The organism is Arthrobacter sp. FW306-1B-G06A, assembly GCF_058781765.1.
On the sequence record NZ_JBYSXB010000025.1, the window covers coordinates 53,084 to 77,386 of the forward strand.

General features: G+C 63.3%; 20 protein-coding genes. 11 read left to right on the plus strand and 9 right to left on the minus strand.

What is annotated here, in order from left to right:
* Positions 1 to 20 precede the first annotated feature (20 nt).
* Together AC3WJM_RS14125 and glyA are read right to left on the minus strand one after the other, a co-directional pair.
* Positions 21 to 1,241 carry a sarcosine oxidase subunit beta family protein gene (locus AC3WJM_RS14125; protein ID WP_492272205.1) on the minus strand — a complete coding sequence of 407 codons (1,221 nt, stop codon included), beginning with the start codon at positions 1,239 to 1,241 and terminating at the stop codon, positions 21 to 23.
* Positions 1,238 to 2,608 carry a serine hydroxymethyltransferase gene (glyA, locus tag AC3WJM_RS14130; protein ID WP_284989680.1) on the minus strand — a complete coding sequence of 457 codons (1,371 nt, stop codon included), beginning with the start codon at positions 2,606 to 2,608 and terminating at the stop codon, positions 1,238 to 1,240. The genes AC3WJM_RS14125 and glyA overlap by 4 nt, the downstream gene beginning before the upstream one ends.
* Before the next feature lie 153 nt (positions 2,609 to 2,761).
* Between glyA and AC3WJM_RS14135 the strand changes: the two genes are divergently transcribed.
* Positions 2,762 to 3,433 carry a GntR family transcriptional regulator gene (locus AC3WJM_RS14135; RefSeq protein ID WP_332601674.1) on the plus strand — a complete coding sequence of 224 codons (672 nt, stop codon included), beginning with the start codon at positions 2,762 to 2,764 and terminating at the stop codon, positions 3,431 to 3,433.
* A gap of 375 nt (positions 3,434 to 3,808) precedes the next feature.
* Here the strand turns inward: AC3WJM_RS14135 and AC3WJM_RS14140 are convergent, their stop codons facing one another.
* Both AC3WJM_RS14140 and AC3WJM_RS14145 read right to left on the minus strand, forming a co-directional pair.
* Positions 3,809 to 4,090, minus strand: a complete 282-nt coding sequence (locus tag AC3WJM_RS14140) for a hypothetical protein (RefSeq protein ID WP_059388145.1) — start codon at positions 4,088 to 4,090, stop codon at positions 3,809 to 3,811.
* Complete coding sequence (locus tag AC3WJM_RS14145) at positions 4,075 to 4,926, minus strand: hypothetical protein (protein WP_332601675.1); 852 nt, start codon at positions 4,924 to 4,926, stop codon at positions 4,075 to 4,077. Before AC3WJM_RS14145 ends, AC3WJM_RS14140 begins: the two co-directional genes overlap by 16 nt.
* Before the next feature lie 254 nt (positions 4,927 to 5,180).
* On the opposite strand from AC3WJM_RS14145, the gene AC3WJM_RS14150 reads away from it, so the two are divergent.
* Entirely contained in the window at positions 5,181 to 6,992 is a 1,812-nt protein-coding gene (locus tag AC3WJM_RS14150; RefSeq protein WP_492272206.1) for a hypothetical protein, read from the plus strand.
* Positions 6,993 to 7,039: 47 nt separating this feature from the next.
* Positions 7,040 to 7,579, plus strand: a complete 540-nt coding sequence (locus AC3WJM_RS14155) for a hypothetical protein (RefSeq protein WP_307052812.1) — start codon at positions 7,040 to 7,042, stop codon at positions 7,577 to 7,579.
* Positions 7,580 to 7,786: 207 nt separating this feature from the next.
* On the opposite strand, the gene AC3WJM_RS14160 is transcribed toward AC3WJM_RS14155, so the two are convergent.
* Positions 7,787 to 8,524: a VOC family protein gene (locus AC3WJM_RS14160; protein WP_441433346.1), complete on the minus strand. Its 738-nt coding sequence runs from the start codon at positions 8,522 to 8,524 to the stop codon at positions 7,787 to 7,789.
* 105 nt (positions 8,525 to 8,629) lie between these two features.
* Here AC3WJM_RS14160 and AC3WJM_RS14165 point away from each other — a divergent pair, with 105 nt between their 5' ends.
* Positions 8,630 to 9,454: an IclR family transcriptional regulator gene (locus AC3WJM_RS14165; protein ID WP_441433347.1), complete on the plus strand. Its 825-nt coding sequence runs from the start codon at positions 8,630 to 8,632 to the stop codon at positions 9,452 to 9,454.
* On the opposite strand, the gene AC3WJM_RS14170 is transcribed toward AC3WJM_RS14165, so the two are convergent.
* The 4 genes from AC3WJM_RS14170 to AC3WJM_RS14185 are packed head-to-tail and all read right to left on the minus strand — an operon-like array spanning position 9,451 to position 13,615.
* Positions 9,451 to 10,092, minus strand: coding sequence for an MBL fold metallo-hydrolase (locus AC3WJM_RS14170; RefSeq protein WP_492272207.1), 642 nt, complete (start codon positions 10,090 to 10,092; stop codon positions 9,451 to 9,453). The two genes, AC3WJM_RS14165 and AC3WJM_RS14170, sit on opposite strands and share 4 nt — an antisense overlap.
* The gene (locus tag AC3WJM_RS14175; RefSeq protein ID WP_492272208.1) at positions 10,089 to 11,177 is read right to left on the minus strand and encodes an S-(hydroxymethyl)mycothiol dehydrogenase; all 1,089 of its coding nucleotides are present in this window, start codon (positions 11,175 to 11,177) and stop codon (positions 10,089 to 10,091) included. The genes AC3WJM_RS14170 and AC3WJM_RS14175 overlap by 4 nt, the downstream gene beginning before the upstream one ends.
* A gap of 60 nt (positions 11,178 to 11,237) precedes the next feature.
* On the minus strand, positions 11,238 to 12,374 hold the full coding sequence (locus AC3WJM_RS14180; RefSeq protein WP_284989676.1) for an aromatic ring-hydroxylating oxygenase subunit alpha: 1,137 nt from the start codon (positions 12,372 to 12,374) through the stop codon (positions 11,238 to 11,240).
* A 44-nt stretch (positions 12,375 to 12,418) separates the two neighbouring features.
* Positions 12,419 to 13,615 carry an NAD(P)/FAD-dependent oxidoreductase gene (locus AC3WJM_RS14185; RefSeq protein ID WP_492272209.1) on the minus strand — a complete coding sequence of 399 codons (1,197 nt, stop codon included), beginning with the start codon at positions 13,613 to 13,615 and terminating at the stop codon, positions 12,419 to 12,421.
* Between the two features lie 232 nt (positions 13,616 to 13,847).
* Here AC3WJM_RS14185 and AC3WJM_RS14190 point away from each other — a divergent pair, with 232 nt between their 5' ends.
* From AC3WJM_RS14190 to AC3WJM_RS14220, 7 genes are read left to right on the plus strand one after another with little or no spacing between them, the layout of a single operon-like run.
* The gene (locus tag AC3WJM_RS14190; protein WP_059388150.1) at positions 13,848 to 14,198 is read left to right on the plus strand and encodes a bifunctional 3-phenylpropionate/cinnamic acid dioxygenase ferredoxin subunit; all 351 of its coding nucleotides are present in this window, start codon (positions 13,848 to 13,850) and stop codon (positions 14,196 to 14,198) included.
* A gap of 50 nt (positions 14,199 to 14,248) precedes the next feature.
* A complete protein-coding gene (locus tag AC3WJM_RS14195; protein WP_492272210.1) occupies positions 14,249 to 16,756 on the plus strand; it encodes a GcvT family protein in 2,508 nt (835 codons plus the stop codon).
* A 56-nt stretch (positions 16,757 to 16,812) separates the two neighbouring features.
* Positions 16,813 to 18,561 carry a choline dehydrogenase gene (betA, locus tag AC3WJM_RS14200; protein WP_306962123.1) on the plus strand — a complete coding sequence of 583 codons (1,749 nt, stop codon included), beginning with the start codon at positions 16,813 to 16,815 and terminating at the stop codon, positions 18,559 to 18,561.
* On the plus strand, positions 18,558 to 20,078 hold the full coding sequence (locus AC3WJM_RS14205; RefSeq protein WP_492272211.1) for an aldehyde dehydrogenase family protein: 1,521 nt from the start codon (positions 18,558 to 18,560) through the stop codon (positions 20,076 to 20,078). The genes betA and AC3WJM_RS14205 overlap by 4 nt, the downstream gene beginning before the upstream one ends.
* Positions 20,075 to 21,109, plus strand: coding sequence for a quaternary amine ABC transporter ATP-binding protein (locus AC3WJM_RS14210; protein ID WP_059388152.1), 1,035 nt, complete (start codon positions 20,075 to 20,077; stop codon positions 21,107 to 21,109). Before AC3WJM_RS14205 ends, AC3WJM_RS14210 begins: the two co-directional genes overlap by 4 nt.
* Complete coding sequence (locus tag AC3WJM_RS14215; protein WP_306962117.1) at positions 21,109 to 23,142, plus strand: ABC transporter permease; 2,034 nt, start codon at positions 21,109 to 21,111, stop codon at positions 23,140 to 23,142. The genes AC3WJM_RS14210 and AC3WJM_RS14215 overlap by 1 nt, the downstream gene beginning before the upstream one ends.
* Positions 23,143 to 23,180: 38 nt before the next feature.
* Positions 23,181 to 24,155, plus strand: a complete 975-nt coding sequence (locus AC3WJM_RS14220; protein ID WP_307052805.1) for an ABC transporter substrate-binding protein — start codon at positions 23,181 to 23,183, stop codon at positions 24,153 to 24,155.
* The last annotated feature ends 148 nt before the right edge of the window (positions 24,156 to 24,303 follow it).

The following is a 24,303-nucleotide window of genomic DNA, read 5'->3' on the forward strand; positions in this document are numbered from 1 at the left end:
GGTCTCCTAAAAGGCTGCGGCTAGTGGGCGACGGCGGCGGCGCCGTGTTCGTCGATCAGGGCACCGGTCTCGAAGCGTTCCAGTGAAAAGGGCTTGTTGAGCTCGTGCGGCGTTCCCGTGGCGATGGTGTGGGCGAAGGTCAGGCCCGCAGCGGGCGTGCCCTTGAAGCCGCCCGTTCCCCATCCACAGTTGACGAACATGTTCTCAACCGGCGAGAGTCCGACGATCGGCGAGGCATCCATGGTGGTGTCCACAATTCCGCCCCAAGTCCGGAGCACATGGGCCCGGGCGAAGATCGGGAACAGTTCGACGGCGGCAGCCATCTGGTGCTCGATCACGTGGAAGGAGCCGCGCTGGCCATAGCCGTTGTAAGAGTCGACGCCGGCGCCCATGACCAACTCGCCCTTGTGCGCCTGGGAAACATAGACATGCACGTGGTTGGACATGACCACCGTGGGGTGGACCGGCTCATGCAGCTCCGATACCAGCGCCTGGAGGGGGTGGGACTGGATCGGGAGGCGGAAGCCGGCCATTTCGGCGAGGACCGAGCTGTGGCCGGCGGCCGCGAGGCCAACCTTTTCGGTGTGGATGGTTCCCTGGTTGGTCTTGACGCCCACCACGCGGTTGCCGTCCTTCAGGAAGCCCGTTACTTCGCAGTTCTGGATGATATCCACGCCGAGCTCGTCGCACTTGCGGGCGAAAGCCCAGGCGACGTGGTCGTGCTTCGCGATGCCAGCCCGGGGCTGGTAAGTAGCGCCCATCACCGGGTAGCGGATGTTGTCGCTGATGTTCAGGATTGGGCAGAGTTCCTTGACCTGCTGCGGGTCCAGCCATTCGGCGTCGACCCCGTTGAGCTTGTTCGCGCCGACGCGGCGGACGCTTTCGCGGACGTCGCCGAGGGTGTGGGCGAGGTTCATGACGCCGCGCTGGCTGAAGAGGAAATCGTATTCGAGTTCCTCGGGCAGGATCTCCCAGAGCTTAAGGGCGTGCTCGTAGATGACGGCGCTCTCGTCCCACAGGTAGTTGGAACGGATGATGGTGGTGTTGCGCGCCATGTTGCCGCCGGCCAGCCAGCCCTTTTCCAGGACGGCGATGTTGGTCATGCCGTGGTTCTTGGCCAGGAAGTACGCGGTGGCCAAGCCGTGGCCGCCACCACCCACGATCACGGCATCGTAGGAAGCCTTGGGCTCCGGGTTACGCCACAGGAAATCCGGGTGTTCGGGGAGTTGGTCTGCGCTCACTGGGCTGCTCCAATCATTTCTGCCTCAAGTTCGGTGGAAGCGGCGTCGTTGCCGCTGCCAGCCTGGGAAAGGTGCGGGTAAAGCGGGAATTGCTCGGCGAGCGCGGTAACCCTCCCCCGGAGTTCGACGGCGGCCTCGTCTCCCAAGGTGCCGCTGCTGTTTGTGCCAGTGCTGGCGGAGGCGATCAACGCCGTCGCGATGATGTCCGCGACCTCCGCGAATTCCTTGGCACCGAAGCCGCGTGCGGCGAGCGCCGGGGTGCCGATGCGGAGTCCGGAGGAAACCATCGGCGGCCGGGGGTCGAAAGGGACGGCGTTGCGGTTCACGGTGATGCCGATGCGGTGCAAGGTGTCCTCGGCCTGCTGGCCGTCCAGTTCCGAGTGGCGCAGGTCAACGAGGACCAAGTGGACGTCGGTGCCTCCGTTGACCACCGAGATCCCTGCTGCGGCCACGTCGTCCTTCAGGAGTCGTTCGGCCAGGAGCTTGGCGCCTTCCAGCACCCGTGCTTGGCGTTCCTGGAATTCAGGCTCAGCCGCCATCTTGAACGCCACGGCCTTGGCCGCGATCACATGCTCCAGCGGGCCGCCTTGCTGGCCGGGGAAAACCGCGCTGTTGATCTTGCGTGCGTATTGTTCCTTCGACAGGATGACTCCGCCGCGCGGGCCGCCGAGTGTCTTGTGGGTTGTGGTGGTCACGACGTCGGCATACGGCACCGGGTTGGGGTGCAGTCCCGCTGCGACGAGGCCGGCGAAGTGGGCCATGTCCACCATGAGGTAGGCGCCCACGAGGTCGGCGATGCGGCGGAATTCTGCGAAATCCAAGTGGCGCGAGTAGGCGGACCAACCGGCAACGATCAGCTTCGGGCGGTGTTCCAGGGCGAGGGCTTCCACTTCCGCCATATCCACCCGGAGGTCGGATTCGCTGACGTGGTACGGGATGACGTTGTACAGCTTGCCGGAGAAGTTGATGCGCATGCCGTGGGTCAGGTGGCCACCGTGCGCCAGGTCGAGGCCCATGATGGTGTCCCCCGGTTCAAGGAGCGCGAACATGGCTGCGGCGTTGGCCTGGGCGCCGGAGTGCGGCTGGACATTTGCGGCTTCGGCGCCGAAGAGGGCCTTGACGCGATCGATGGCCAGCTGCTCGATGACGTCCACATGCTCGCAGCCGCCGTAGTAGCGCTTGCCGGGGTAGCCTTCCGCGTACTTGTTGGTCAGGACCGAGCCCTGTGCCTGCATGACGGCTGCAGGAGCGAAGTTTTCGGAGGCGATCATTTCCAGCGTGGACTGCTGGCGGATGAGTTCCTGGGCGATCGCCTGCTCAACCTCCGGGTCCGCCTGGGCGAGTGGGCGGATCAGCGGTTCAACCATCGTGGTCTCCTTTTGAGATACTTATATTTACTGACTAATCAGCAACTGATATATTAGGACTGTTGCCATAGTATGTTGAAGATCACACAGCCGTCAACAGTCCGGCGGCAACTGAACCGCCAGACTTGGAATTGTGGCAAACGGGAGAGGCACATGAGCACTGCACTGGAAGCACCGGACACAGGCACGCAGGGAACGTCCTTGGCGGAAAACGCCTACCTGCTCCTGCGCGACCGGCTCATCATGCTGGACATCAAACCCGGAGACCCCATCAACGACGGGCAGGTCGCCGCGGAGCTCGGCATCGGACGGACACCCGTGCGCGAGGCCATCAAGCGGCTGGAAAGCGACCACCTTGTGGTCTCATATCCCCGCCGCGGAACCTTCGCCACCGGCGTCGACATCACCCAGCTCGCGGACGTCTCCGAAATCCGCGAGCTGCTTGAGCCCTTGGCGTCACGGCGGGCTGCCCGCATGGCCAGCCCGAAGCTGAGGGAAGAACTGCGCGAGGTCGCCGCAGCCATCAGCGGCCTGGAGGCACACGACGCCGGCCAGCAGGACCTCATGCGCTACGACATCCAGGTGCACCGGCTCATCTACAGGGCCGCGGCCAATCCGCACCTCGAGGACGTGCTGATCCGCTACGACAACCTGGCAACCCGCATCTGGTGCCACATGCTGGACAAGATGCCTTCTGTGACGGGCCACGTCGCAGAGCACGCTGAGCTGCTCACCGCAATCGCCGACGGCGACGAGGACCGCGCGGCGGCGCTCGCCCTGCACCACGTGGTGAGTTTCGAAGAGACGATCCGCAAGGTCCTCTAGGTCCGGCACCTACGCTGGCGCCTAGCCGTTCCTCTTCCAATGCTTGGGCCACTTCACGTTCAACAGCAGCAGCCCCAGCAAGAGCGCATCAACCGTCATCACTCCCGCCATGAAGTAAGCCCAACCGATGATCATGGCTCGATCACCACCAGTCGGCGGCCCGAGGTGCGGGGTTGCATCACAACACACATACCAATCTCCTGACCCGGATCCCCCAGTCAATCGATAGTCCACCAAGTGTGGCACGACGGCGCCCAAGAAGGAACGGCTTTGGCGATCGACGGCGGGCCGCACTAAAGGAATTGACAACGACGGCGACGTGTCCTTTTCGGGGCGTGTCGCCGTCGTGCGCGCCTGAGCATTGAACAGCGGGAGCTACACTTTCGAGACCTCGCCGCTGTGGGGGCCAATGGTTCCCGTCTGCAGGCTCAGGAGCGTCAAGAGGATGACCATTCCGAGCAGCACAACGGCCGTGGCCAAGGTGAGGGTGCGGTTCCGACTCGGGGCTTCTCTGGCTGCAAGAAAGAGGGCAGATCCTGACAGGACAGCAGAGATAGCTGTGAATGGATAGAGCGGCAAAATCAACAAGATGGCCGCTCCCAGCAGGAAAAATCTGGAGAGCGCAACGCCTGAGCGCTTCCTTACCAAGGGCTGCATGATTGGTCATCTCCTTTTTGACCATTGCCGTGACCTATGATCCGCACGCAGGGGCGAGGCGACGACACGTCCCAACCCCCGACACCGAGTTTGAATTCGCGCTGTCCGACAATTTTAGCCGAGCCGCCCGAGATGATTGCGTGCCTGGAGACCTGGCCATTGTCGCGCCACCCGATTGCAAACGTCTCACCCCACGTGCCGTTGAACCATGATTGTGTTGCTGACGAACCGTTGCCACACCATCCGCCACTAACGGTCAGCTTGTAAAGCCACCCTCCAAAGGCATTCGTGCCTATCACCCAGGATGAAGTGTTCCAGCATCCGGAAGCCAGAGTGCCGAACTGAGCCGGCGTTATTCCCTTCAATGTGGATTTCTTGGCCAGACTATCTGCCGGCGCGTAGCTTTTCGGCGAACTGATGACATTCGCGACCGCGCTATAGGCCTCAAACAAACCAAGCTCTTCCGAGCCGAGCGATTTGGCCGCAAGCTCGGGATTGTCGGACTCAAAGACCTTGCGCGCTACGGCCTCAGCCTTCGCAGCTTCCTTGGGTGCGTTTTCCACTCTCGCCGGAGCGCCTCCCGCGTTGGCATCGACGTCAGCTATGGCGGGTGTCGCTGTTGAAGCGGCTAGGAGCGCAGCCATGGCCAGACAGGCCAGGATCCTTTTGATAATCATTTGGTCCCCAATCGTGAAACTGTCATGGGCGTGGTCGACGACCCGCCTCACGAAGGCCTCATCGATGTTCCTTTTCGGTAATCGAAAGAACAGATACACCGAGTTCTTTAAGGCGCGACGGGGGCCTTCATCGCAAACGCTAACAAGGGAAAACTGCACTGAGTGGTCTTCCGAATCAAAATGAGTGGCGAATCGCCCATATTTGAGTGGTAGCGAGGGGAAGCACGTTAGAACGTTCGTAGCCGCCGTGCTTCGACGATACGACCACCATCCTTGGGAACTGGTTCTGTCAGAGCTTCATCGCGTTACCGGAACTTCACGGAGCAGCACTGCAGACGATGCAGCGGTTGGGCCAAACGCTCGGCGGGGGCCTCTTCCGGGGTGCCGGTTGGGCAGCCGCCGATCTGAGCAAGGTGGATCCTGACGCCGGGCGGAGATGGAAAGCATTCCTCGCGACCTCAATTCACGGTCACTCTGCGCCGGTTGCCACCGAGACATTTTTGTCGTATCAGCCGAACAGCCGCCCTGAAGACCCTACGGTGCTCAGGGCGGCTCTCAGGCCTTACCTCGTGCTCAAGCGACGATGGTCCCTTGATGGCTCCGAGGATCTGACAACTCTCCCCGACGCCGAAGTGCATTGGAACACCAAGGAGCGCAGTCTCACCAAGCACGTCTTGAAGGTCATCGAGGCGACCGTACCCGGCGACTTGATGCTGGGAGCGGTACTCGAAGACTCACTGAGCGCCGCTTACGACCTTCTCGACGCTTATCACGGCCTACGCTCGTGGGATCCGCTCAACTTTCGTCGCTCGGCAATCGAACCGCACGGGCAGGATCGGTTTCGCCATCCCGTGGACGCAGTCATCGATGGGCTGCGAGCGTACGGCGAGAAAGCCCTGCTCGCACGGCCGGACCTGCCCGAACGGTGGTGGTCGATCGGTCGAGACCTCTTCCGACGTCTCGCGCTACATTTGGTCGCACTTGACGCCTCGCGGTCGTACGACGAGAAGATCTCGTGGCTGCTAGAACGATCTGCTCTCTACGAAACTACTCTCAAACACGAGACTTATCGCATCCTCAAAGTGTCGGCGGAAAAAGCATCGAAAGAAGCACGAGATCACCTCCTTTCGGCCGCACAAGCCGGGCCTAGCCTTCCCAAAGACGTCACGGAAGACATCCTCGACCGTGAACAGCACACCAAATACGCAACCTACAACTTGCTTGTATGGCTGACCCAAGTTGCGCCCGGATGGGCTGAGGCCGGCACAGCCCTTGCAGAGGCACAGGACGCAAACCATGTTTTCGCCCCGCGGGAGAATCCCGACTTCGACAAGTGGATGACGACCGGCACCTGGGGCGGAAAACTGCCGATGGAACTGGATGACTTTATCGGGTCCCTTGAAAAGGATCCCGCTGGTACCGTCGATGACCTCCTAGCCGGGGACTACTCGGAACGGAGCTTGAACGAACCAGAGTGGCGCGACGCTCTTTTTCTCGTGAGCCAAGTGGCTGAGTCCCGCCCCGACCTCGGCGAACAACTTTGGGCCCTCGTCGATGATCGGCCAGACCGCGGTTCTCAGGCCGACGACCTTCGCCGAGCTATTGTCGATGGTTGGGCGGAATCGGCTCTGGGTGCGATCGCCAACACCGTCGTCGCACGAGTTACAACACAAGTCGCAAGTTTAGAATCCGCTCGCTCAGTCGGCCGATTCCTGCTGGAGCAGGTTCGAAAGCAGATCGAGAGTGACGAGACACCGGCTCTCGCGGCGATGCGCCTCATCGCCCTCGACCTTTGGAGGAAGCATGGCCACTCGTTCACGCATTCCGAGGCAGCGGACCCGAACTCGATGGCACCGCTTACCTCAATTCTTGGCCAGGAGACCTCGCCCAGTACTGGATGGCTGAGGTTGATCGACGATGGCGGAAACATCGTGATGACTGGTTGGGCCTCAGCGATGACGAGCACGAGGCTCTTACGCAGCTTCTCTGCGGGCCGGCGCACGCGTTCGATGCCACAGGACCCGCTCTGGCGAGCCACTTGTTCTTCTTATTCGCTGCCGACCCGGCCTTCGCGACAGAGCACCTGCTCCCGTTATTCCGTGCTGACGCGACCGCGCCGTTGTTTTGGCCTCCCTACCTTCGCCACCCTCGCTACAACGACAAGCTGCTCGCCGCTGGTTTCCTGGACAGTATCATCGCAGAGTGGGCGCGGCTCGACTCGCTAAGGGTCAACGAGCTCCAGAATCAATTCTTCGGCCTGGTCATCTCGATCGTGTCCTTCGCTGGTATCGCCCCGGAGTCGCGCCAAACCCTGCTCGATCAGAGCGTTCTTGCCGCCGACGGAGCGCACGAAGCGGAGTTTGCTCAGGCGGTGGTGTATTTCCTTCGTGCAGACGGGGTCGACGGTGCTGAAGTGTGGAAGCGATGGCTTCGCGCCCACCTGACATCTCGACTGAACGGCGTGCCGAGAAGGCTGAACGTCGAAGAACTATCCTGCTGGGCTGACACCGTCTCTTACCTCGGCGATGGCATTCCCGAGGCGACCGAGATGCTCCGCAACCGCAGCATCGGTCTCGGCGATCGGTTCATCCGTCCGGACTTCCCGGAAGGAGCGCTCACCCTTTACGGCCCGGTTCTGGCATCGCACTTCGCGGAACGCATTCGCAACTCGTCACCCGGCGACTATTTCACCGTCCACCAAGTGAACGAGCTGATCGATGCGATGCGAAATACCCTCGGCGACGCAGGGGTACAACCGTTAGTGCACGCGGTGACGACGAGAGGATTCATTGGCGGCAGCACCGACCAGTGACGCTCGTGAGGGGCGCTTCCTCATCATCGTTGTCGAGCTCGGCCGGACGCATGGCTGCGGCTCGATACCGATCTCGCCGACGCGCAACGGGCGAAGCCGATGTGAGTGATCGCGGAGGCGAGCGTCCACAAGTCAGCGGCCATGAGGAGCACTGGAAGACCCCTGCATACTCTGCACTGGACGCGCCTTGGAAGCCGAAGCGCTGCGTCAGCCGGGGCTGAGAACGCAGAACTCGTTGCCCTCCGTGTCGGCGAGGCACACCCATGGCACGTCGCCCTGGCCGACGTCGGCGTCCGTGGCGCCCAGGTCCCGCAACCGGGCCACCTCCGCCGCTTGATCATCTCCGGGGTACGGCCTCAGGTCGAGATGGACCCGGCCGCGCGCGGCATTCGCGGCGGGAGTCCGGACGAATTCCAAATACGGCCCAACGCCCTTGGCCGAACGCAGCCTCGCAAAATCATCAGTCTCCTCGTGCACAGTCCAGTCCATCGCCCCGCTCCAGAACCGCACCATGGCCCGCGGATCCGCACAATTGACCACCACCGCGGCGATCGGCCCGGTGTCCTGGTAGATCGGCCGAGGCTCCAACACGCAGAACACGTTGCCCTCCGGATCGGCCAGGACCGTCCACGGCACATCGCCCTGGCCGATATCGGCAGGCGTCGCGCCGAGCTTCACCAGGCGCGCCACAAGCTCCGCTTGATGGGCCTCAGAGGCGGTGGCGAGGTCGAGGTGGGCGCGATACCTCACCGTTTCGGGGTCAGGCACAGTGACGACATCGACGCAGACGGCGGCGGGGTCCGGCCCGGTGAAGCCCGCGGGTTCAACATTGCTCACACCGGGGCCTTCGCTGGAAATATCCCAACCAAGCGCCTCCGCCCAAAACCGGCCCAGAGCCGAGTCGTCCCGGGCCTTGAAATTCACTTGAACAAGTCGCAGTGCCATACCGCCCGATCCTATAACCAGGCAATACCCGGCTGAGCGGCAACATCCCAGGACACGCTGACCGGAGAGGCCGCGCATTTGACCGTGTTTGAGACGATGAACCACATGGACGCTGATGCTAGCCCTGCCAACGACCCCGATTCCGATCCGGCCGGCGCACACCACGCGGGTGTGCAGTCCGTTGACCGGGCCATCACCGTGCTCGAAATCATCGCCCGCAACGGCGATGCCGGCGTGAGTGAGATCGCTGAGGAAATGGGCGTCCACAAGTCAACGGCATCGCGACTGCTGAGCGCCCTGGACGCCCGTGGAATGGTTCAGCAGAACCACGAGCGCGGAAAATACCAACTCGGATTCAACATCCTGCGCCTGGCCAGCGCCATTCCGGCCCGCCTCAGCTTGGTAAAGGAAGCCCGGGAAGATCTCGAAGCCCTTGCGGAGAAGTTCGCCGAGACCGCCAACCTGGCCGTGCTTCGGTCAAATTTCGCGGTCAACGTGGACCAGGCCATTGGCCCCAACACGCTTGGCACGCAGGACTGGATCGGCGGGCTCACCCCGCTCCACGCCACGTCCAGCGGCAAGGTCATGCTTGCAGCGCTGCCGCCTGGGACACGTGACCGAATTCTCAGGGAATCCGGCCAGGCACGATACACTCCGCAGACCATCACCGACCGCGACGAGCTGGAGCGGCAAATGCCGGTCATTGCGGAGGCCGGGTACGCCGCCACGTATGAAGAACTCGAGCGCGGACTCAACGCCGTCGCCGTTCCGATCCGCAACCACAGCGGCACGGTGATCGGAGCCATCAGCCTTTCCGGGCCGGCCTTCCGTTTCGAGCCGGAAAAAATACCCGGCCTGCTCGATGCGCTCAAGCAAGCCGGGTATTCAATCAGCGTCAAGATGGGTTACACAGCAGCCGGCGGCGCCTAAGCGCCGTCGGCCTGGCGATCCAGCGCTGCCTGGGCGAGGTTTTCCGCCTCGGCTTTGATGGTGGTGTTGTCGCCGTGACCGGTCCGGACCACGGTTTCCGGCGGAAGCGTCAGGAGGCGTTCCCGGATCGAGGCCAGGATGGTCGGATAGTCGCTGTGGGACCTTCCGGTTGCTCCCGGGCCGCCGTTGAAGAGGGTGTCGCCGGTGAACACCGTGCCTTCGCTTTCGAGGTAGAAGCACGTGGAACCCGGTGAGTGGCCGGGGGTGTGGATGGCTTGCAGTGCCGTGCCCGCTACTTCGAAGACGTCGCCGTCCGCAATGTAGCGGTCCGGCCGGGTATCCGAGTACACCTGCTCCCACAGGACCATGTCTGCCGGGTGAAGGTGGATCGGCGCGTTCACTGCCTTCGCGACGTCGAGCGCTGCTCCGATGTGGTCATTGTGCGCGTGGGTGAGCAGGATGGCGCGCACCTTCCGGCCACGGACCTGGCCGATGATTGCCTCCGCGTCGTGCGGCGAATCGATGATCACGCATTCGTCGTCGTTGCCGACGATCCAGACATTGTTGTCCACGTCCCACGTGCCGCCGTCGAGCGAAAACGTGCCCGAGGTGACGAGGTTTTCGATGCTGACGCTCATCCGATTTCCACCACCGAACGGAGCACTTTGCCCTCGTGCATCTTGGCGAACGCCTCTTCCACCTGGTCGATGGTGATCCGTTCGGACACGAACGCGTCCAGGTCCAGGTTGCCTTGCTTGTAGTGCGCCACGAGCATCGGGAAGTCCCGGGAAGGCAGGCAGTCCCCGTACCAGGAGGACTTCAGCGAACCGCCGCGGCCGAAGACATCCAGCAACGGCAGGTCGAGCAACATGCCCGGCGTCGGGACGCCCACCAGCACTACGCGGCCGGCGAGGTCGCGCGCGTAGAAGGCCTGCTTGTAGGTCTCCGGGCGCCCGACGGCGTCAATCACCACATCGGCGCCGTTGCCGCCGGTCAGGGCCCGGATGGCCTCGACGGGGTCCTCTTGGCTGGAGTTGACACCGTGTGTGGCTCCGAGGGACATGGCCATCCCGATTTTGTTGGCGTCGATGTCCACGGCGATGATCGTCGTGGCGCCGGCGAGCTTTGCCCCGGCAATAGCGGCGATGCCGACGCCGCCGCAACCGATCACGGCCACGGACTCGCCCCGCTTGACCTCACCGGTGTTGATGGCGGCACCGATGCCTGCCATCACACCGCAGCCGAGCAGCCCGACGGCGGCGGGATCGACGTCGTCGTCCACTTTGGTGCACTGCCCGGCGGCCACGAGGGTCTTCTCCGCGAAGGCGCCGATCCCCAGTGCCGGGGTCAGTTCCGTGCCGTCCTCCAGGGTCATCTTCTGGGTGGCATTGTGCGTGTTGAAGCAGTACTGCGGCTGGCCCTTGGCGCACGCCCGGCATTCCCCGCACACGGCGCGCCAGTTCAGGATGACCCTGTCCCCCGGCGCTACTTCGGTGACGTCCGGGCCGACGGCGCTGACCACGCCGGTGGCCTCGTGGCCGAGCAGGATGGGGAAATCATCGGTGATGCCGCCCTGCTTGTAGTGCAGGTCGGTGTGGCAGACACCGCAGGTGAGGATGTCCACCAGCGCCTCCCCCGGACCAGGGTCCGGCACCAGGATGGTCTCCAGCGTGACCGGGGCGTTCTTTTCCTTGGCGATGACGGCTTTTACTTTATGAACCATTGGCTTGCGTCCCTTTCCTAGGTTCCGGGTTACTCGTTACGACGACAGACATTCCTCAGGCTAGCTGTCGGCGGGGACGTCGGCGATCTTGCTCGTGACCCAGCTGTGGAACGCCTCAATGTGGTGCTCGCTCGGTACCAGGACGCCGCCCTTGGCGTAGATCTTGGAGCCCATGGCCGGCTGGCAGCGTTCGCAGGCGTCGAAGTCCTGCTCGTTGACCCGGTGGAAGAGCTCCACCGAAGCGCTCACGTCCTTGCCGGATTCCACGACGCTGGGCAGGTACAGCCAGTCGCATTCGACGATCGTGTGGTCGGCAGCCAGCGGGAACATGCGGTGGATGATGACGTGGTCCGGAACAAGGTTGACGAAGACATTCGGCTTGATGGTCACTGCGTAGTACCGGCGGTCGTGGTCGTCGCCGACTCCGGGAATCCGATCCAGGCCTTCGGAACCGTCAATCGTGAAGCCCTTGATGTCGTCACCGAACTCGGCGCCGTGGCCCACAAAATACTGCGCCGCCAGGCCGTCGGCGAACTCGGGCAGGACTTCGGTGAGTTCGGGGTGGATCGTGGCGCAGTGGTAGCACTCCATGAAGTTTTCGATGATGAGCTTCCAGTTGGCCTTCACGTCGTACTTGATGCGCCGGCCAAGGCTCAGGTTCGCGATGTCATAGTCGTCGACAGCCCGCAGATCCCCGAGGCGCTCCTCGATCGCACCCATGACGTCTTCTTCGAACGACGGTGGCTCATCTGCGAGGCTGACCCAGACGTAGCCCATGTATTCCCGGACGTGGACCTTGACCAGCCCGTATTCGTTTCGATCGATATCCGGCATCTTGGTGAGGTTCGGGGCCGCGATGAGCTTCCCCTCAAGATCGTAGGTCCAGGCGTGGTACGGGCACTGGAACGAGCGGTTGGCCTCGCCGGACTCCTCCATGCACAGCTTCACGCCACGGTGCCGGCAGATGTTGTAGAACGCGCGGATCTCTCCCTTGCGGGTGCGGTTGATGAGTACGCTCTCACGGCCGATCTGCACGGTTTTGAACGAGCCGGCCTTTTCCAGGTCCGCGGTCCGCACAGCGCAGAACCACATTTGTTCGAAGATGTGTTCCTGCTCGGCACGGAAGATGTCTTCACTGACATAAGTGTGGCCGGGGAGAGTGGGGATCAGGCTGGGGGAAACAACTTCAGTGGTCATGCTGACTCCTATTCAGTGATGAACGTGGTTGGCGCTCGAGAGGACTAAGGGGTTGCCAGGACGCGCGGGGCATTGCGGGCGTTGAGTTGCCGGCGCCAACGGGTGAACAGTCGCGGCTGGTTCACACCTAGTACGCCCACTGGTTCCTCGCCCCGGTAGTACACGGCCAGGAAGCTGTGGTTCTCGAGCTGCCCTGCCTCAATTTCGACGCGCTCCGCGTCCCGCGCATGGCCGGCGAACTGGAGCGTTACTCCGTACTGGTCCGACCAGAAGTACGGCAGGTTGAGCGGTTGGGGTGCTGATGAGTGATCCAAGAGCCCTGTCACGGCAAGGGCGGCACGTTCCTGGGCGCCGCTCCAATGCTCCACGCGATGGTGCTGCCCGCTGCGTTCGTCGTACCAGGCCGCGCAGTCTCCCACGGCGACCACGCCGGGGACGTTTGTCCGTCCCATCGAATCGCACGTGACGCCGTCGTCGATCGCCAGCCCCGAACCGGCCAGCCACCCGACGTTGGGGACCGCACCGATTCCGAGAAGTACGACGTCGGCGGAACGGTACTGTCCATCGCTGAGCCGGACGCCGGTCACATTTCCTTCGTAGCTGTAATACGAGTCGATTCCCGTGTCACAAATCAGTTCCACTCCATTGATCCCATGGAGCGTGGCCATGACGCCAGCCATCTCCGGACCGATCGGAGCGCTTAGCGGGATCGGGCTCTTGCAGATAATGGTCACGTCCATTCCCAGGCCCTTGGCCGTTGACGCCACTTCCGCGCCGATGAAGCCTGCGCCAACCACCAACAGGCGGCCGCCCGGAACGAGTTCCGGAGCCAGGTCCTGCGCATCCTCGAGAGTCCGCAGAGTAAAGACGTTGGATAGGCCCGCAAGTTCGGGCAGGGTGCGGGCCGAAGCTCCGGTGGCGATCACGACGCCGTCGGCCACCACCGTGCGTCCGTTGCCTAGGGTGATGGTCCTGCTGGCCGCGTCAAAGCTCTTCGCAGGCGAGCCCAACAGCCATTCAGCCTGCAGGGGATCCGCCATTCCCCCCTCTTCCGCTTCCAACATCAAGTGCTTGATGCCGATCTTTCCTGCCAGGAACTCCTTGGACAGGGGCGGACGGTCATAGGGCCGCTGCTGCTCATCTCCAATGATGATCAGCCGGCCACAAAAACCCTGCGCGCGGGCAGCGCGGGCGGCGGAAAGTCCAGCCAATGAAGCGCCCACGATCGCCAATGTCTCCATGGCTTCCTCCTCGTTGAGCCGTTCGAAATTTTATTGCGCATTACGCAACGAACTTCGTTATGCGAAACAGTGTGACGGCCTTCACATCGTGTGTCAAGCAATCTGCGCAGTAATTTCCACCTCTTGACAAGCCCCTGTGAGGTCCATCACTCTGTTGCGTATTGTGATCTTCGTTGATCATGAAACAACCACCCCCAGGTTTTCGACCAATCCGGTGAAAGAGGTTCGTGAGATGCACAGTGCTTGTCCGCTTAGCTCGTTGGCTCCGGGGGACGCGATTCGACTCGAGACGTCTCCGCCGATTGCCGTATTCCACACCGAAGAAGGCGAACTCTTTGCCCTCGACGACACCTGCACGCACCAAGACGCCTCACTCGCCGACGGCTGGGTGGAGGACTGCTGGGTGGAGTGCCCCCTCCATGCTTCAAAGTTCAATCTCCGCACGGGAGCCGCCGATGCGCCTCCCGCCAAACTGCCCGTCAGGGTCCACGAAGTCCTGGTAGTAGACGGCCAGATCATGGTCAAGGAATCCGAGGACGAGCCCAACCTGCCGCCCGGGTTGACCGTCGACGGCCACGTCTAGCTTCCGGCGAGCCCCAAACTTCGATACGACTTACCTCAGGAGCAACACGCATGTCCACATCACCCCGCGTCGTCATTATCGGAGCCGGCATCGTCGGCGCCAATCTTGCGGATGAGCTGTCCACCCGCGGCTGGACCAACATCACCGTGGTCGAGCAGGGCCCGTTGACGTTGGCGGGTGGCTCAACCTCGCACGCCCCCGGCCTCGTGTTCCAGACCAACGCCTCCAAGGCCATGACCGAATTCGCGTCCTACACCGTGGACAAGCTACTCTCCCTCAGCGATTCCGGCATCTCCTGCTTCAACCAGGTGGGCGGCCTCGAGGTCGCCACCACGCCAGGGCGCCTGGAGGACCTCAAGCGCAAGCTGGGCTACGCGGCGTCGTGGGGTGTGGAAGGCCGGCTCATCGATCCGGACGAGTGCGCCAAGCACTACCCGCTGCTCAACCAGGAGAAAGTACTCGGCGGACTCTACGTCCCCTCCGACGGCCTGGCGTCCGCAGCCCGCGCCGTCGGCCTGCTCATCGCCAAGGCGAGCGCCGCAGGCGTCACGTTCCGCGGTTCCACTCCCGTCACCGGCATTGAACAGACAGGCGGCAAAGTCACGGGAGTCGAAACGCCCGACGGTGTGATCCCTGCGGACATCGTTGTTTCCTGCGCCGGGTTCTGGGGACCCAAGATCGGCGCCATGGTGGGCATGTCCGTGCCACTCCTCCCGCTGGCCCACCAATACGTCAAGACCACCTCCGTACCGGAGCTCGTGGGCCGGAACGATGCTTCGCGGCTGCTTGATCCCGCCAACGGCGCGTGGATGCCCATCCTTCGCCACCAGGACAAAGACCTCTATTACCGCGAGCACGGGGACCGGATGGGCATTGGCTCCTACGCCCACAAGCCCATGCCCGTGGACCTCCGGGAGCTCCCCGAGGTTGCTGCGGCGGACATGTCCGAGCACCGCATGCCATCCCGCCTGGCGTTCACCGAAGAGGACTTCCTGCCCAGTTGGGAGGACTCCAAGGAACTCCTTCCGGCACTTGCCGGCGCGGGGATTGCGGATGGCTTCAACGGCATCTTCTCCTTCACCCCCGACGGCGGTCCCTTGGTGGGCGAGTCCAAGGAGGTTGAGGGGTTCTTCGTTGCCGAGGCCGTGTGGGTGACGCACTCCGCCGGCGTGGCCAGGGCAGTGGCCGAGCTCTTGATCGAGGGCCAATCCCGGATTCCGCTCCACGAATGCGAAGTCTCCCGCTTCGAAGAGATCCAGACCGCGGAGAGCTACGTCAGCGAAACCTCCCAGCAGAACTTCGTAGAGATCTACGATGTCCTGCACCCGCTGCAGCCACGCGTCTCGCCCCGCGAACTGCGCGTGAGCCCATTCAATGCCCGGCAGAAGGAGCTCGGGGCGTTCTTCCTCGAAGCCCAGGGTTGGGAGCGCCCGCACTGGTTCGAGGCAAACCGCGGCTTGCTGGAGATGCTCCCGGAAGAATGGCGCGCACCTGAACGCGAACCGTGGGCCGCCATGTTCCATTCCCCCATTTCCGCTGCCGAAGCGTGGAAGACGCGCACCGCCGTCGCACTCTATGACATGACGCCGCTCAAGCGGCTGGAGGTTTCCGGCCCTGGCGCCGAAGCCCTCTTGCAGCGCCTCAGCGCCGGGAAGGTCGACAAGAAGCCGGGTGCGGTGACGTACTGCCTACTCCTCAACGGCGACGGCGGCATCCGCAGCGACATTACGGTGGCCCGCCTCGACGAAACCACGTTCCAGGTAGGCGCGAACGGCAACATCGACTTCGCCTACCTCACCACCGAAGCCCGCAAACAGACCGCTGGGGACGTCACCCAGTGGGTCCAGGTCAGGGACATCACGGGTTCCACGTGCTGCGTCGGGCTTTGGGGGCCGCTCGCCCGCGAGGTCATGGCCAAGGTGAGCGACGACGATTTCAGCAACGACGGATTGAAGTACTTCCGCACCAAGAAAGTCCGGATCGGCGGGATCCCTGTCACCGCGATGCGGCTGTCCTACGTAGGCGAGTTGGGCTGGGAGCTGTACACGACGGCGGAAAACGGCCAAAAGCTCTGGGACCTTTTGTTCGAGGCCGGCCAGGAGCAGGGCATCATCGCGGCCGGCCGCGGCGCGTTCAACAGCCTCCGCCTCGAGAAGGGCTACCGGCTGTGGGGCACCGACATGACCCCCGAGCACGAGCCCTTCCAAGCGGGCCTTGGCTTCTCCGTCGGCAAGGACAAGGAAGGATACATCGGTGCCGAGGCCCTCAAAGCCCGCCGCGAACTGCCCATCAACCGCCGCTTGCGTTGCCTGACGGTCGACGACGGCACGTCCGTTGTGTTGGGCAAGGAACCTGTCTATTTCAAGGGAGAGCCCGCCGGCTACGTCACAAGCGCCGCCTACGGCTACACCGTCCGGAAGCCCATCGCCTACGCTTGGCTGCCCGCCGAAGCGGGCGAGGGTGACACCGTCGAGATCGAATACTTCGGGAAGCGGATCCCGGCCACCATCTCTGCCGATCCCCTCGTGGATCCAACCATGGAAAAGCTACGGGGCTGACGCCCCTCCTGGCTACTCGACACAGCAATGGGGATCACTTCAAAGGAGTTCAACTAATGGCCAACGAAAAGTTTGACTACGTCATTGTGGGTGGGGGCAGCGCCGGATCGGTGCTGGCGGACAGGCTCAGCGCAGACCGCACCAAGACCGTCCTGGTCCTGGAGGCCGGCCGCAGCGACTACCCCTGGGACCTGTTCATCCAGATGCCCGCGGCGCTCACCTTCCCCAGCGGGAACAGGTTCTATGACTGGCGCTACCAATCCGACCCTGAGCCGCACATGCACGGACGCCGGATCGCCCACACCCGTGGCAAGGTCCTGGGCGGCTCCAGTTCCATCAACGGGATGATCTTCCAGCGCGGCAACCCCTTGGACTACGAACGCTGGGGAGCCGACGCCGGGATGGAGACCTGGGACTTCGCTCACTGCCTCCCCTACTTCAACCGCATGGAGACCGCGCTGGCCGCGGAACCCGACGATGAACTGCGCGGACACGACGGACCGCTGGTCCTTGAACGCGGTCCGGCGCGCAATCCCCTCTTCCAAGCCTTCTTCCGCGCGGCCCAACAAGCCGGATTCGCACGGACCAACGATGTCAACGGGTACCGGCAGGAGGGCTTCGGTCCCTTCGACCGCAATGTGCACAAGGGCCAGCGGCTCTCCGCCTCCCGGGCTTACTTGCGGCCGCACCTCGACCGGCCGAACCTCACGGTCAGGACCCGGGCCCTCGTCTCGAAAATCAACTTCGACGGCATTGGAACGTCCGATGTCAGGGCCACGGGCGTGAGCTATCGACGCAACGGCAAGCAGCACAGCGTGGATGCCCAGGAAGTAGTCCTGTGCGGAGGGGCCATCAACACCCCGCAGCTCCTGCAGTTGTCCGGCGTCGGGGACTCCACGCACCTCACGTCCCTCGGCATCAAACCCGTAGTTGACCTGCCCGGCGTCGGCGAAAACCTGCAGGACCACCTGGAGGTCTACATCCAGCACGCCTGCACCCAGCCGGTGTCCATGCAACCCAGCCTGAGCCTGTGGCGCTACCCGTGGATCGGCCTGCAGTGGCTGTTCGGGCGCAAGGGACCTGCTGCCACCAACCACTTCGAGGGCGGCGGCTTTGTGCGCTCCAACGAGGACGTGGCCTACCCCAACCTCATGTTCCACTTCCTGCCGGTGGCCGTCCGCTACGACGGCCAGAAGGCCGATGCCAAGCATGGCTACCAAGTGCACATCGGGCCCATGTACTCCGATGCGCGCGGCAGCCTGAAGATCACCTCCACGGACCCCACCGTCCATCCGTCCATGAAATTCAACTACCTTTCCACGGAGCAGGACCGGCGCGAGTGGGTCGAAGCCATCCGGATTTCCCGGCAGATCCTCGAGCAGTCGGCCATGGCGCCTTTCGATGGCGGTGAGCTCTCCCCCGGTCCAACCGTCCAGACGGACGAGGAAATCCTCGACTGGGTAGCCCGCGACGCAGAAACCGCGCTGCACCCGTCCTGCACGGCCAAGATGGGCCCGGCCACCGATCCGATGTCCGTGGTGGACCCGCTCAGCATGAGGGTGCACGGCACCTCGGGCCTGCGGGTGGCTGACGCTTCGGCAATGCCCTACGTGACCAACGGCAACATCTACGCGCCGGTCATGATGCTGGCCGAGAAAGCCGCTGACCTGATCCAGGGCCGCGAACCCCTCGCTCCGATCGCCGCCGAGTTCTACCGGCACGGCAGCAGCCCGGTTCCGGACAGCCTGGAAGGCCTGGACAGCCGGCCCCAGGTCACTCCCGCGAGGAACCAAGGAGCGGCATGAACAGCCCACAACTTTCGCAGACCCACACGGTGCGCGGCAGCTACGTTGACGGCGGCTGGCGGCAGTCCGCCGGAGGAATCCGCAGCATCAACTGCCCGGCGGACGGAACGCACGTTGCCGACGTCGCGGAATGCACCTCGGCCGACGCCGAGGCAGCGGTGGCGAGTGCCCGGAAGGCGTTCGACGACGGCGGCTGGCCGGGCACTCCGGAACTGGAACGCGGCGCGATCCTGCTCCGCGTGGCCGGGCTGCTCCAGCGGGACAAAGCCGGCTACGCCGCGGCCGAAGCCCTCGACACCGGCAAGCGACTGGTCGAAGCCGAATACGACATCGACGACGTCATCGCCTGCTTCCGCTACTACGGCAGCGTGGCAGGCACGGACGCAGGCCGCGTGATCGATACCGGCCGGCCCGGCGCCATCAGCCGGGTCGTCCATGCACCCGTGGGCGTCTGCGGCCTCATCACGCCGTGGAACTATCCGCTTCTGCAGGCTTCATGGAAGGTTGCGCCGGCACTGCTCGCCGGGAACACCTTTGTCCTCAAGCCCAGTGAGCTGACGCCTTCGACGTCGATCCTGCTCATGGACACGCTGCGCGAAGCCGGCGTGCCCGACGGCGTCGCGAACCTCGTGACGGGAACGGGACCGGAAGTGGGGGCTGTGCTCAGTTCGGATCCGCGGGTCGATCTGGTCTCCTTCACGGGCGGACTGGAGACCGGCAAGCGGATCATGGTGGCCGCGGCGGAGACGGTCAAGCGCGTGGCCCTCGAACTCGGCGGCAAGAACCCGAATGTGGTCTTTGCCGACGCTGACCGTGAGGCCGCCATCGACAACGCCCTCACGGCTGTCTTCCTGAACTCCGGCCAAGTTTGCTCGGCCGGGACGCGGCTCATTGTCGAAGAGTCCATTCACGAAGAGTTCGTGGCCGAGGTGGTTCGCCGTGCACGCCAGATCCGGCTGGGCGGCCCCTTCGACCAGGAGGCCCAGACCGGCCCGCTGATCTCCACGGCCCACCGGGACAAGGTCCACGCCTACGTGCAGGCCGGGGTTGCGGAGGGCGCCCGGTTGCTGTGCGGAGGCTTCATTCCGGACACCCCGGAACTGGGGCGTGGCAGTTTCTACCCGCCCACCGTATTGGACGGGTGCAAGACCTCGATGCGCGTGGTCCAGGAGGAATCCTTTGGCCCCGTCATGACGGTGGAAACATTCACCACCGAGGAAGAGGCCGTCCGGCTGGCCAACGATACCGTCTACGGACTGGCCGGCGCCGTGTGGACGGCAGACGCCTCGAAGGCCCAGCGGGTATCCGAAGCGCTGCGCCACGGGACGGTCTGGATCAACGACTACCACCCATACGTTCCGCAAGCCGAATGGGGCGGCTTCGGACAATCAGGCAACGGCCGCGAATTGGGGCTCGCGGGCTTGGCCGAATACCGAGAAACAAAGCACATCTGGCAAAACATCAGCCCCGGGCCCAGCCATTGGTTCGAGCCGTCACAGGCAGGAGTACAGCAATGAGCAGTCCTGACATATCAGTGCGCAACCTCTGGAAGGTCTTCGGACCCGGAGGTGAAAAGATCCCCAAGAATCCCGAACTGTCGAGCTTGAGCTCCGGCGAATTGCTTGAACGCACCGGCTGCAATGCTGCCGTGCGGGACATGAACTTCGACGTCGCCAAGGGCGAGGTGTTCGTCGTCATGGGCCTCTCCGGATCAGGAAAATCCACCCTGATCCGATGCCTCACCCGGCTGATCGAACCGACGTCGGGAAGCGTCCTGGTGGACGGAAAAGACGTGTTGGATGCGGGAACCACCGAACTTCGGGAACTGCGCCGGAGGAAGATGTCCATGGTCTTCCAGCACTTCGGCCTCCTACCGCACCGCACCGTGCTGGACAATGTGTCCTACGGCTTGCAGATCCGCGGGGCGTCGAAAAACGAGCGTTACGCCAAATCCCGCGAAATCATCGAACTGGTAGGCCTCAAGGGCTACGAGCAGCATTTCCCCGATCAGCTTTCCGGCGGAATGCAGCAGCGTGTTGGGCTTGGCCGCGCCTTGGCGGGCGATCCGGACACCATCCTCTTCGACGAGCCGTTCTCGGCCCTGGATCCCCTCATCCGGCGCGATATGCAGGCCGAAGTCATCCGGCTGCACAAAGAGATGGGCAAGACGATGGTGTTCGTTACCCACGACCTATCCGAAGCGCTCAAACTCGGGGACCGCATCCTGATCATGCGGAACGGCGAGACTGTCCAGTGCGGCACCGGCGATGATCTTGTCGGATCGCCAGCGGACAAGTACATTGCCGACTTCGTCTCGGAAGTACCCCGCGCGGATGTCCTGACGCTCAAATGGATCACCGATCCGGTAGCTTTGGGCACTCCCGGGGATGCTCCCGTCCTGAGCGCAGGCACCATCATCCGCGACGCCATCCCCACGGTCATGAACTCGACGTGTCCCGTGCTCGTGGAAGAGTCCGGAAAAATCACGGGCCAGATCGACCGCGACAGCATCTTGTCGGTCATCCGCAGCACGGAAGTTGCGGCGTGATGTCCACTCTAGTTCGCGATCGCGCCCCGGTTCAGGCCAGCGCCAACACCCTCCGCCCGCCGCGCAAGCGGCTGAGTCGCCGAGTTTTGCTTCTGGGTGCCGCCGGAGTCCTCTGGCTCCTCGGTTTCTTGTTCCTGCACGGCACATCGACCCTCACGCTGCCGGCGTCGGAATTGACTGACCTGCACCGTTCGCTCAACCAATTCAATGCCTGGGTCGCATCGAACCGGGCGGACAATCCCGTTTTCCAGTACGTCTTCACTCCCTTCCGTTCCGCCGTCGATTCAGTCGCAAATCTGTTCACTAGCACTTTTGCCGCCAGCTCTACCGGGCTTCGCCTACCGGAAATCGGCTGGCTGGGAACTGTCGGCCTGCTCAGCTGGATCGCTTTTGCGGTCGGCAATGCCCGGGTGGGATTGCTGACGGCGGCCGCATTCACGTTCTTCGGGCTCCAGGGCCTGTTTACGGAAGCGGCTTACACCTTCGCCCTCGTCCTCACAGCCGTGCTGTTCAGCCTGCTGATCGGCATCCCGCTCGGAGTCTTGGCCGGGATCTCGGGCCGGGTTTCCCAAGTGATCACTCCGGTCCTCGACTTCATGCAAATCCTCCCCACGTTCGTCTATCTGGCTCCTTTGGCCCTCATCTTCCTGATCGGCCCTGCCTCCGCCGTCATCGCCACGGTGATCTACGCGGTGCCTCCTCTCATCCGACTGACGGCACACGGAATCCGGAACATCCCGGAGAACACCAGGGAAGCCTCCGATTCCTTGGGCACCACAGGGTTGCAGCGGCTTCTCACCCTGCAACTCCCCCTGGCACGGCGCACCATCGTGATGGGGATCAACCAAAGCACCATGGCTGCTTTGTCCATGGTCACCATCGCGGCGCTGATCGCGGCGCCGGGCCTGGGACAAGTGGTTGTGCGTGCCTTGCAATCGCTCGACGTCGGGACAGCTGTCAACGCAGGTCTGTCGATCGTCCTCCTGGCCATTGTGCTGGACCGGGTCACCACGGCCGCCAGCCGCCGGGCCGAACCCGGAGCAGCCCGCAAGCGCCGGATATCGCGGAAAAGCAGGTACATCCTGCTCGCTGCCAGCCTCGCCGTTGTCCTTGCCATGGTCCAGCTTTCCCGGACGATGCTCTGGGCAGCAGCCTTTCCGAAGAACCTCAACTTTGGCCCGGACATCGTCAGCGGAGTCAGCGCTGCCAGCGCATGGCTGCAGACAAATCTTTCCCTGTTTACGGTGTCGTTCCGCGAGGCCCTGACCAACGGAATCCTTAACCCGTTCCAATCCCTTCTGACCGAGACCCCCTTCTACCTCCTCGTCGCGGTTGTCCTTGTAGCGGCTTACGCACTTGGCGGTTGGAAACTGGCACTGGTCACCGCCTCATGCCTGGCTGCGATCATTTACCTGGGCCTGTGGAGCGATGCCATGGTCACCTTGGCCAGCACCCTTGTTGCCACGGCCGTGGTCATGGTGCTGGGCATCATCTTCGGTGTGGCGATGGGCAGGTCCAACAAGGTGGACCAGATCATGCGGCCCATGCTGGATGCGGGCCAGACCATGCCTGCCTTTGTCTACTTGGTTCCATTCCTAGGCCTCTTCGGCGCAACGAGATTCACGGCCATCGTCGCTGGAATTATCTACGCAGCGCCTGTGGCCATCAAGATCACGGCCGACGGCATCGCGGCGATCTCCCCGACCGTCATGGAGGCTGCAGTATCCAGCGGGTCAACCCCGTGGCAGGTCATCACCAAGGTCCAGCTCCCCATGGCCAGGAAATCCCTGGCCCTCGCCGCAAACCAAGGCTTGATCTACGTCTTGGCCATGGTAGTCGTCGGAGCCCTGGTCGGTGCAGGCGGCCTGGGATACGACGTCGTCGCCGGCTTTGTCCAGAGCTCGCTGTTCGGCAAGGGCCTCGCCGCCGGCCTGGCCATCGTCTTCCTCGGCATCCTGCTGGACCGCATCACCCAGGCTGCGGCAGCCGACCCGGTCCGCAAAATCCGCTCAGCAAAATCGAGCGCGCACTAGTCCTCCCCGTTCACCGCCCCAACAAGGAGACCCCAACCATGAGTAGAACCAGACAGCTTTTGAAACGAACAATTCCCGTACTGGCCGGAACCGTTACCGCAGCCCTCTTGCTAGCTGGCTGCGGAGGCGCTTCCGTGAACCAAGCGGCAGCCGCAGGCTCCTCGGAAACGCCCTGCGGAACCGTCAATGTCGCCCTCAACGCGTGGGTCGGTTACACGGCAAATGCGGCCGTCTACAGCTACGTAGCCCAAAACAAGCTCGGTTGCACAGTAGTCCAGAAGGACCTGTCGGAGCAGATCTCCTGGCAGGGCTTTGGTTCCGGTGAAGTCGATGTCATCCTCGAGAACTGGGGTCACGCCGACCTCACGAAGCAGTACATCACGGACCAAAAAGTGGCTGTGGACGCCGGCCCGACGGGCAACGAAGGGCACATCGGCTGGTACGTACCACCATGGATGGTCCAGAAGTACCCGGACATCCTGGACAGCAAGAACCTGAACAAGTACGCCTCACTCTTTGCCACCTCCGAATCAGGCGGCAAAGGCCAGGTCCTGGACGGCGACCCCGCCTTCGTGACCAACGACGAAGCCCTGGTCAAGAACCTTGGCCTCGACTACAAAGTGGTCTTCTCGGGCTCGGAAGCAGCTCTCATCCAGTCGTTCCGCACGGCCGAAAAGAACAAGACACCGCTGCTTGGCTACTTCTACGAACCGCAATGGTTCCTCTCCGAGGTCCCCCTCAAGAAGGTCAGCCTGCCCGCCTACACCCCGGGCTGCGATGCCGACGCCGAGAAGGTGGCCTGTGACTACCCCGACTACAAACTGAACAAAGTGATGGCCAAGAAGTTTGCGGACAGCGGTTCTCCCGCGGCGAAACTGCTCAAGGCCTTCTCGTGGACCAACGCCGACCAGGACTCGGTCGCAACGGACATCCAGGGCGGCATGAAGCCGGATGCCGCCGCCAAGAAATGGGTGGATGCCCACCCCGATGTGGTGGCTGCCTGGCTCAAATAGCCCCTGACGTTTGCTTTGAAGCTCCCCGGATCCTGCGATCCGGGGAGCTTCTTTTTTGCCTTTCCGGCCGGGGGCTTCATCCCCGTCGCGCCATTCCATGCAACCACGTTGCAGTGGTTGCGCCATCCACCCCACCTAGCTCCCACCC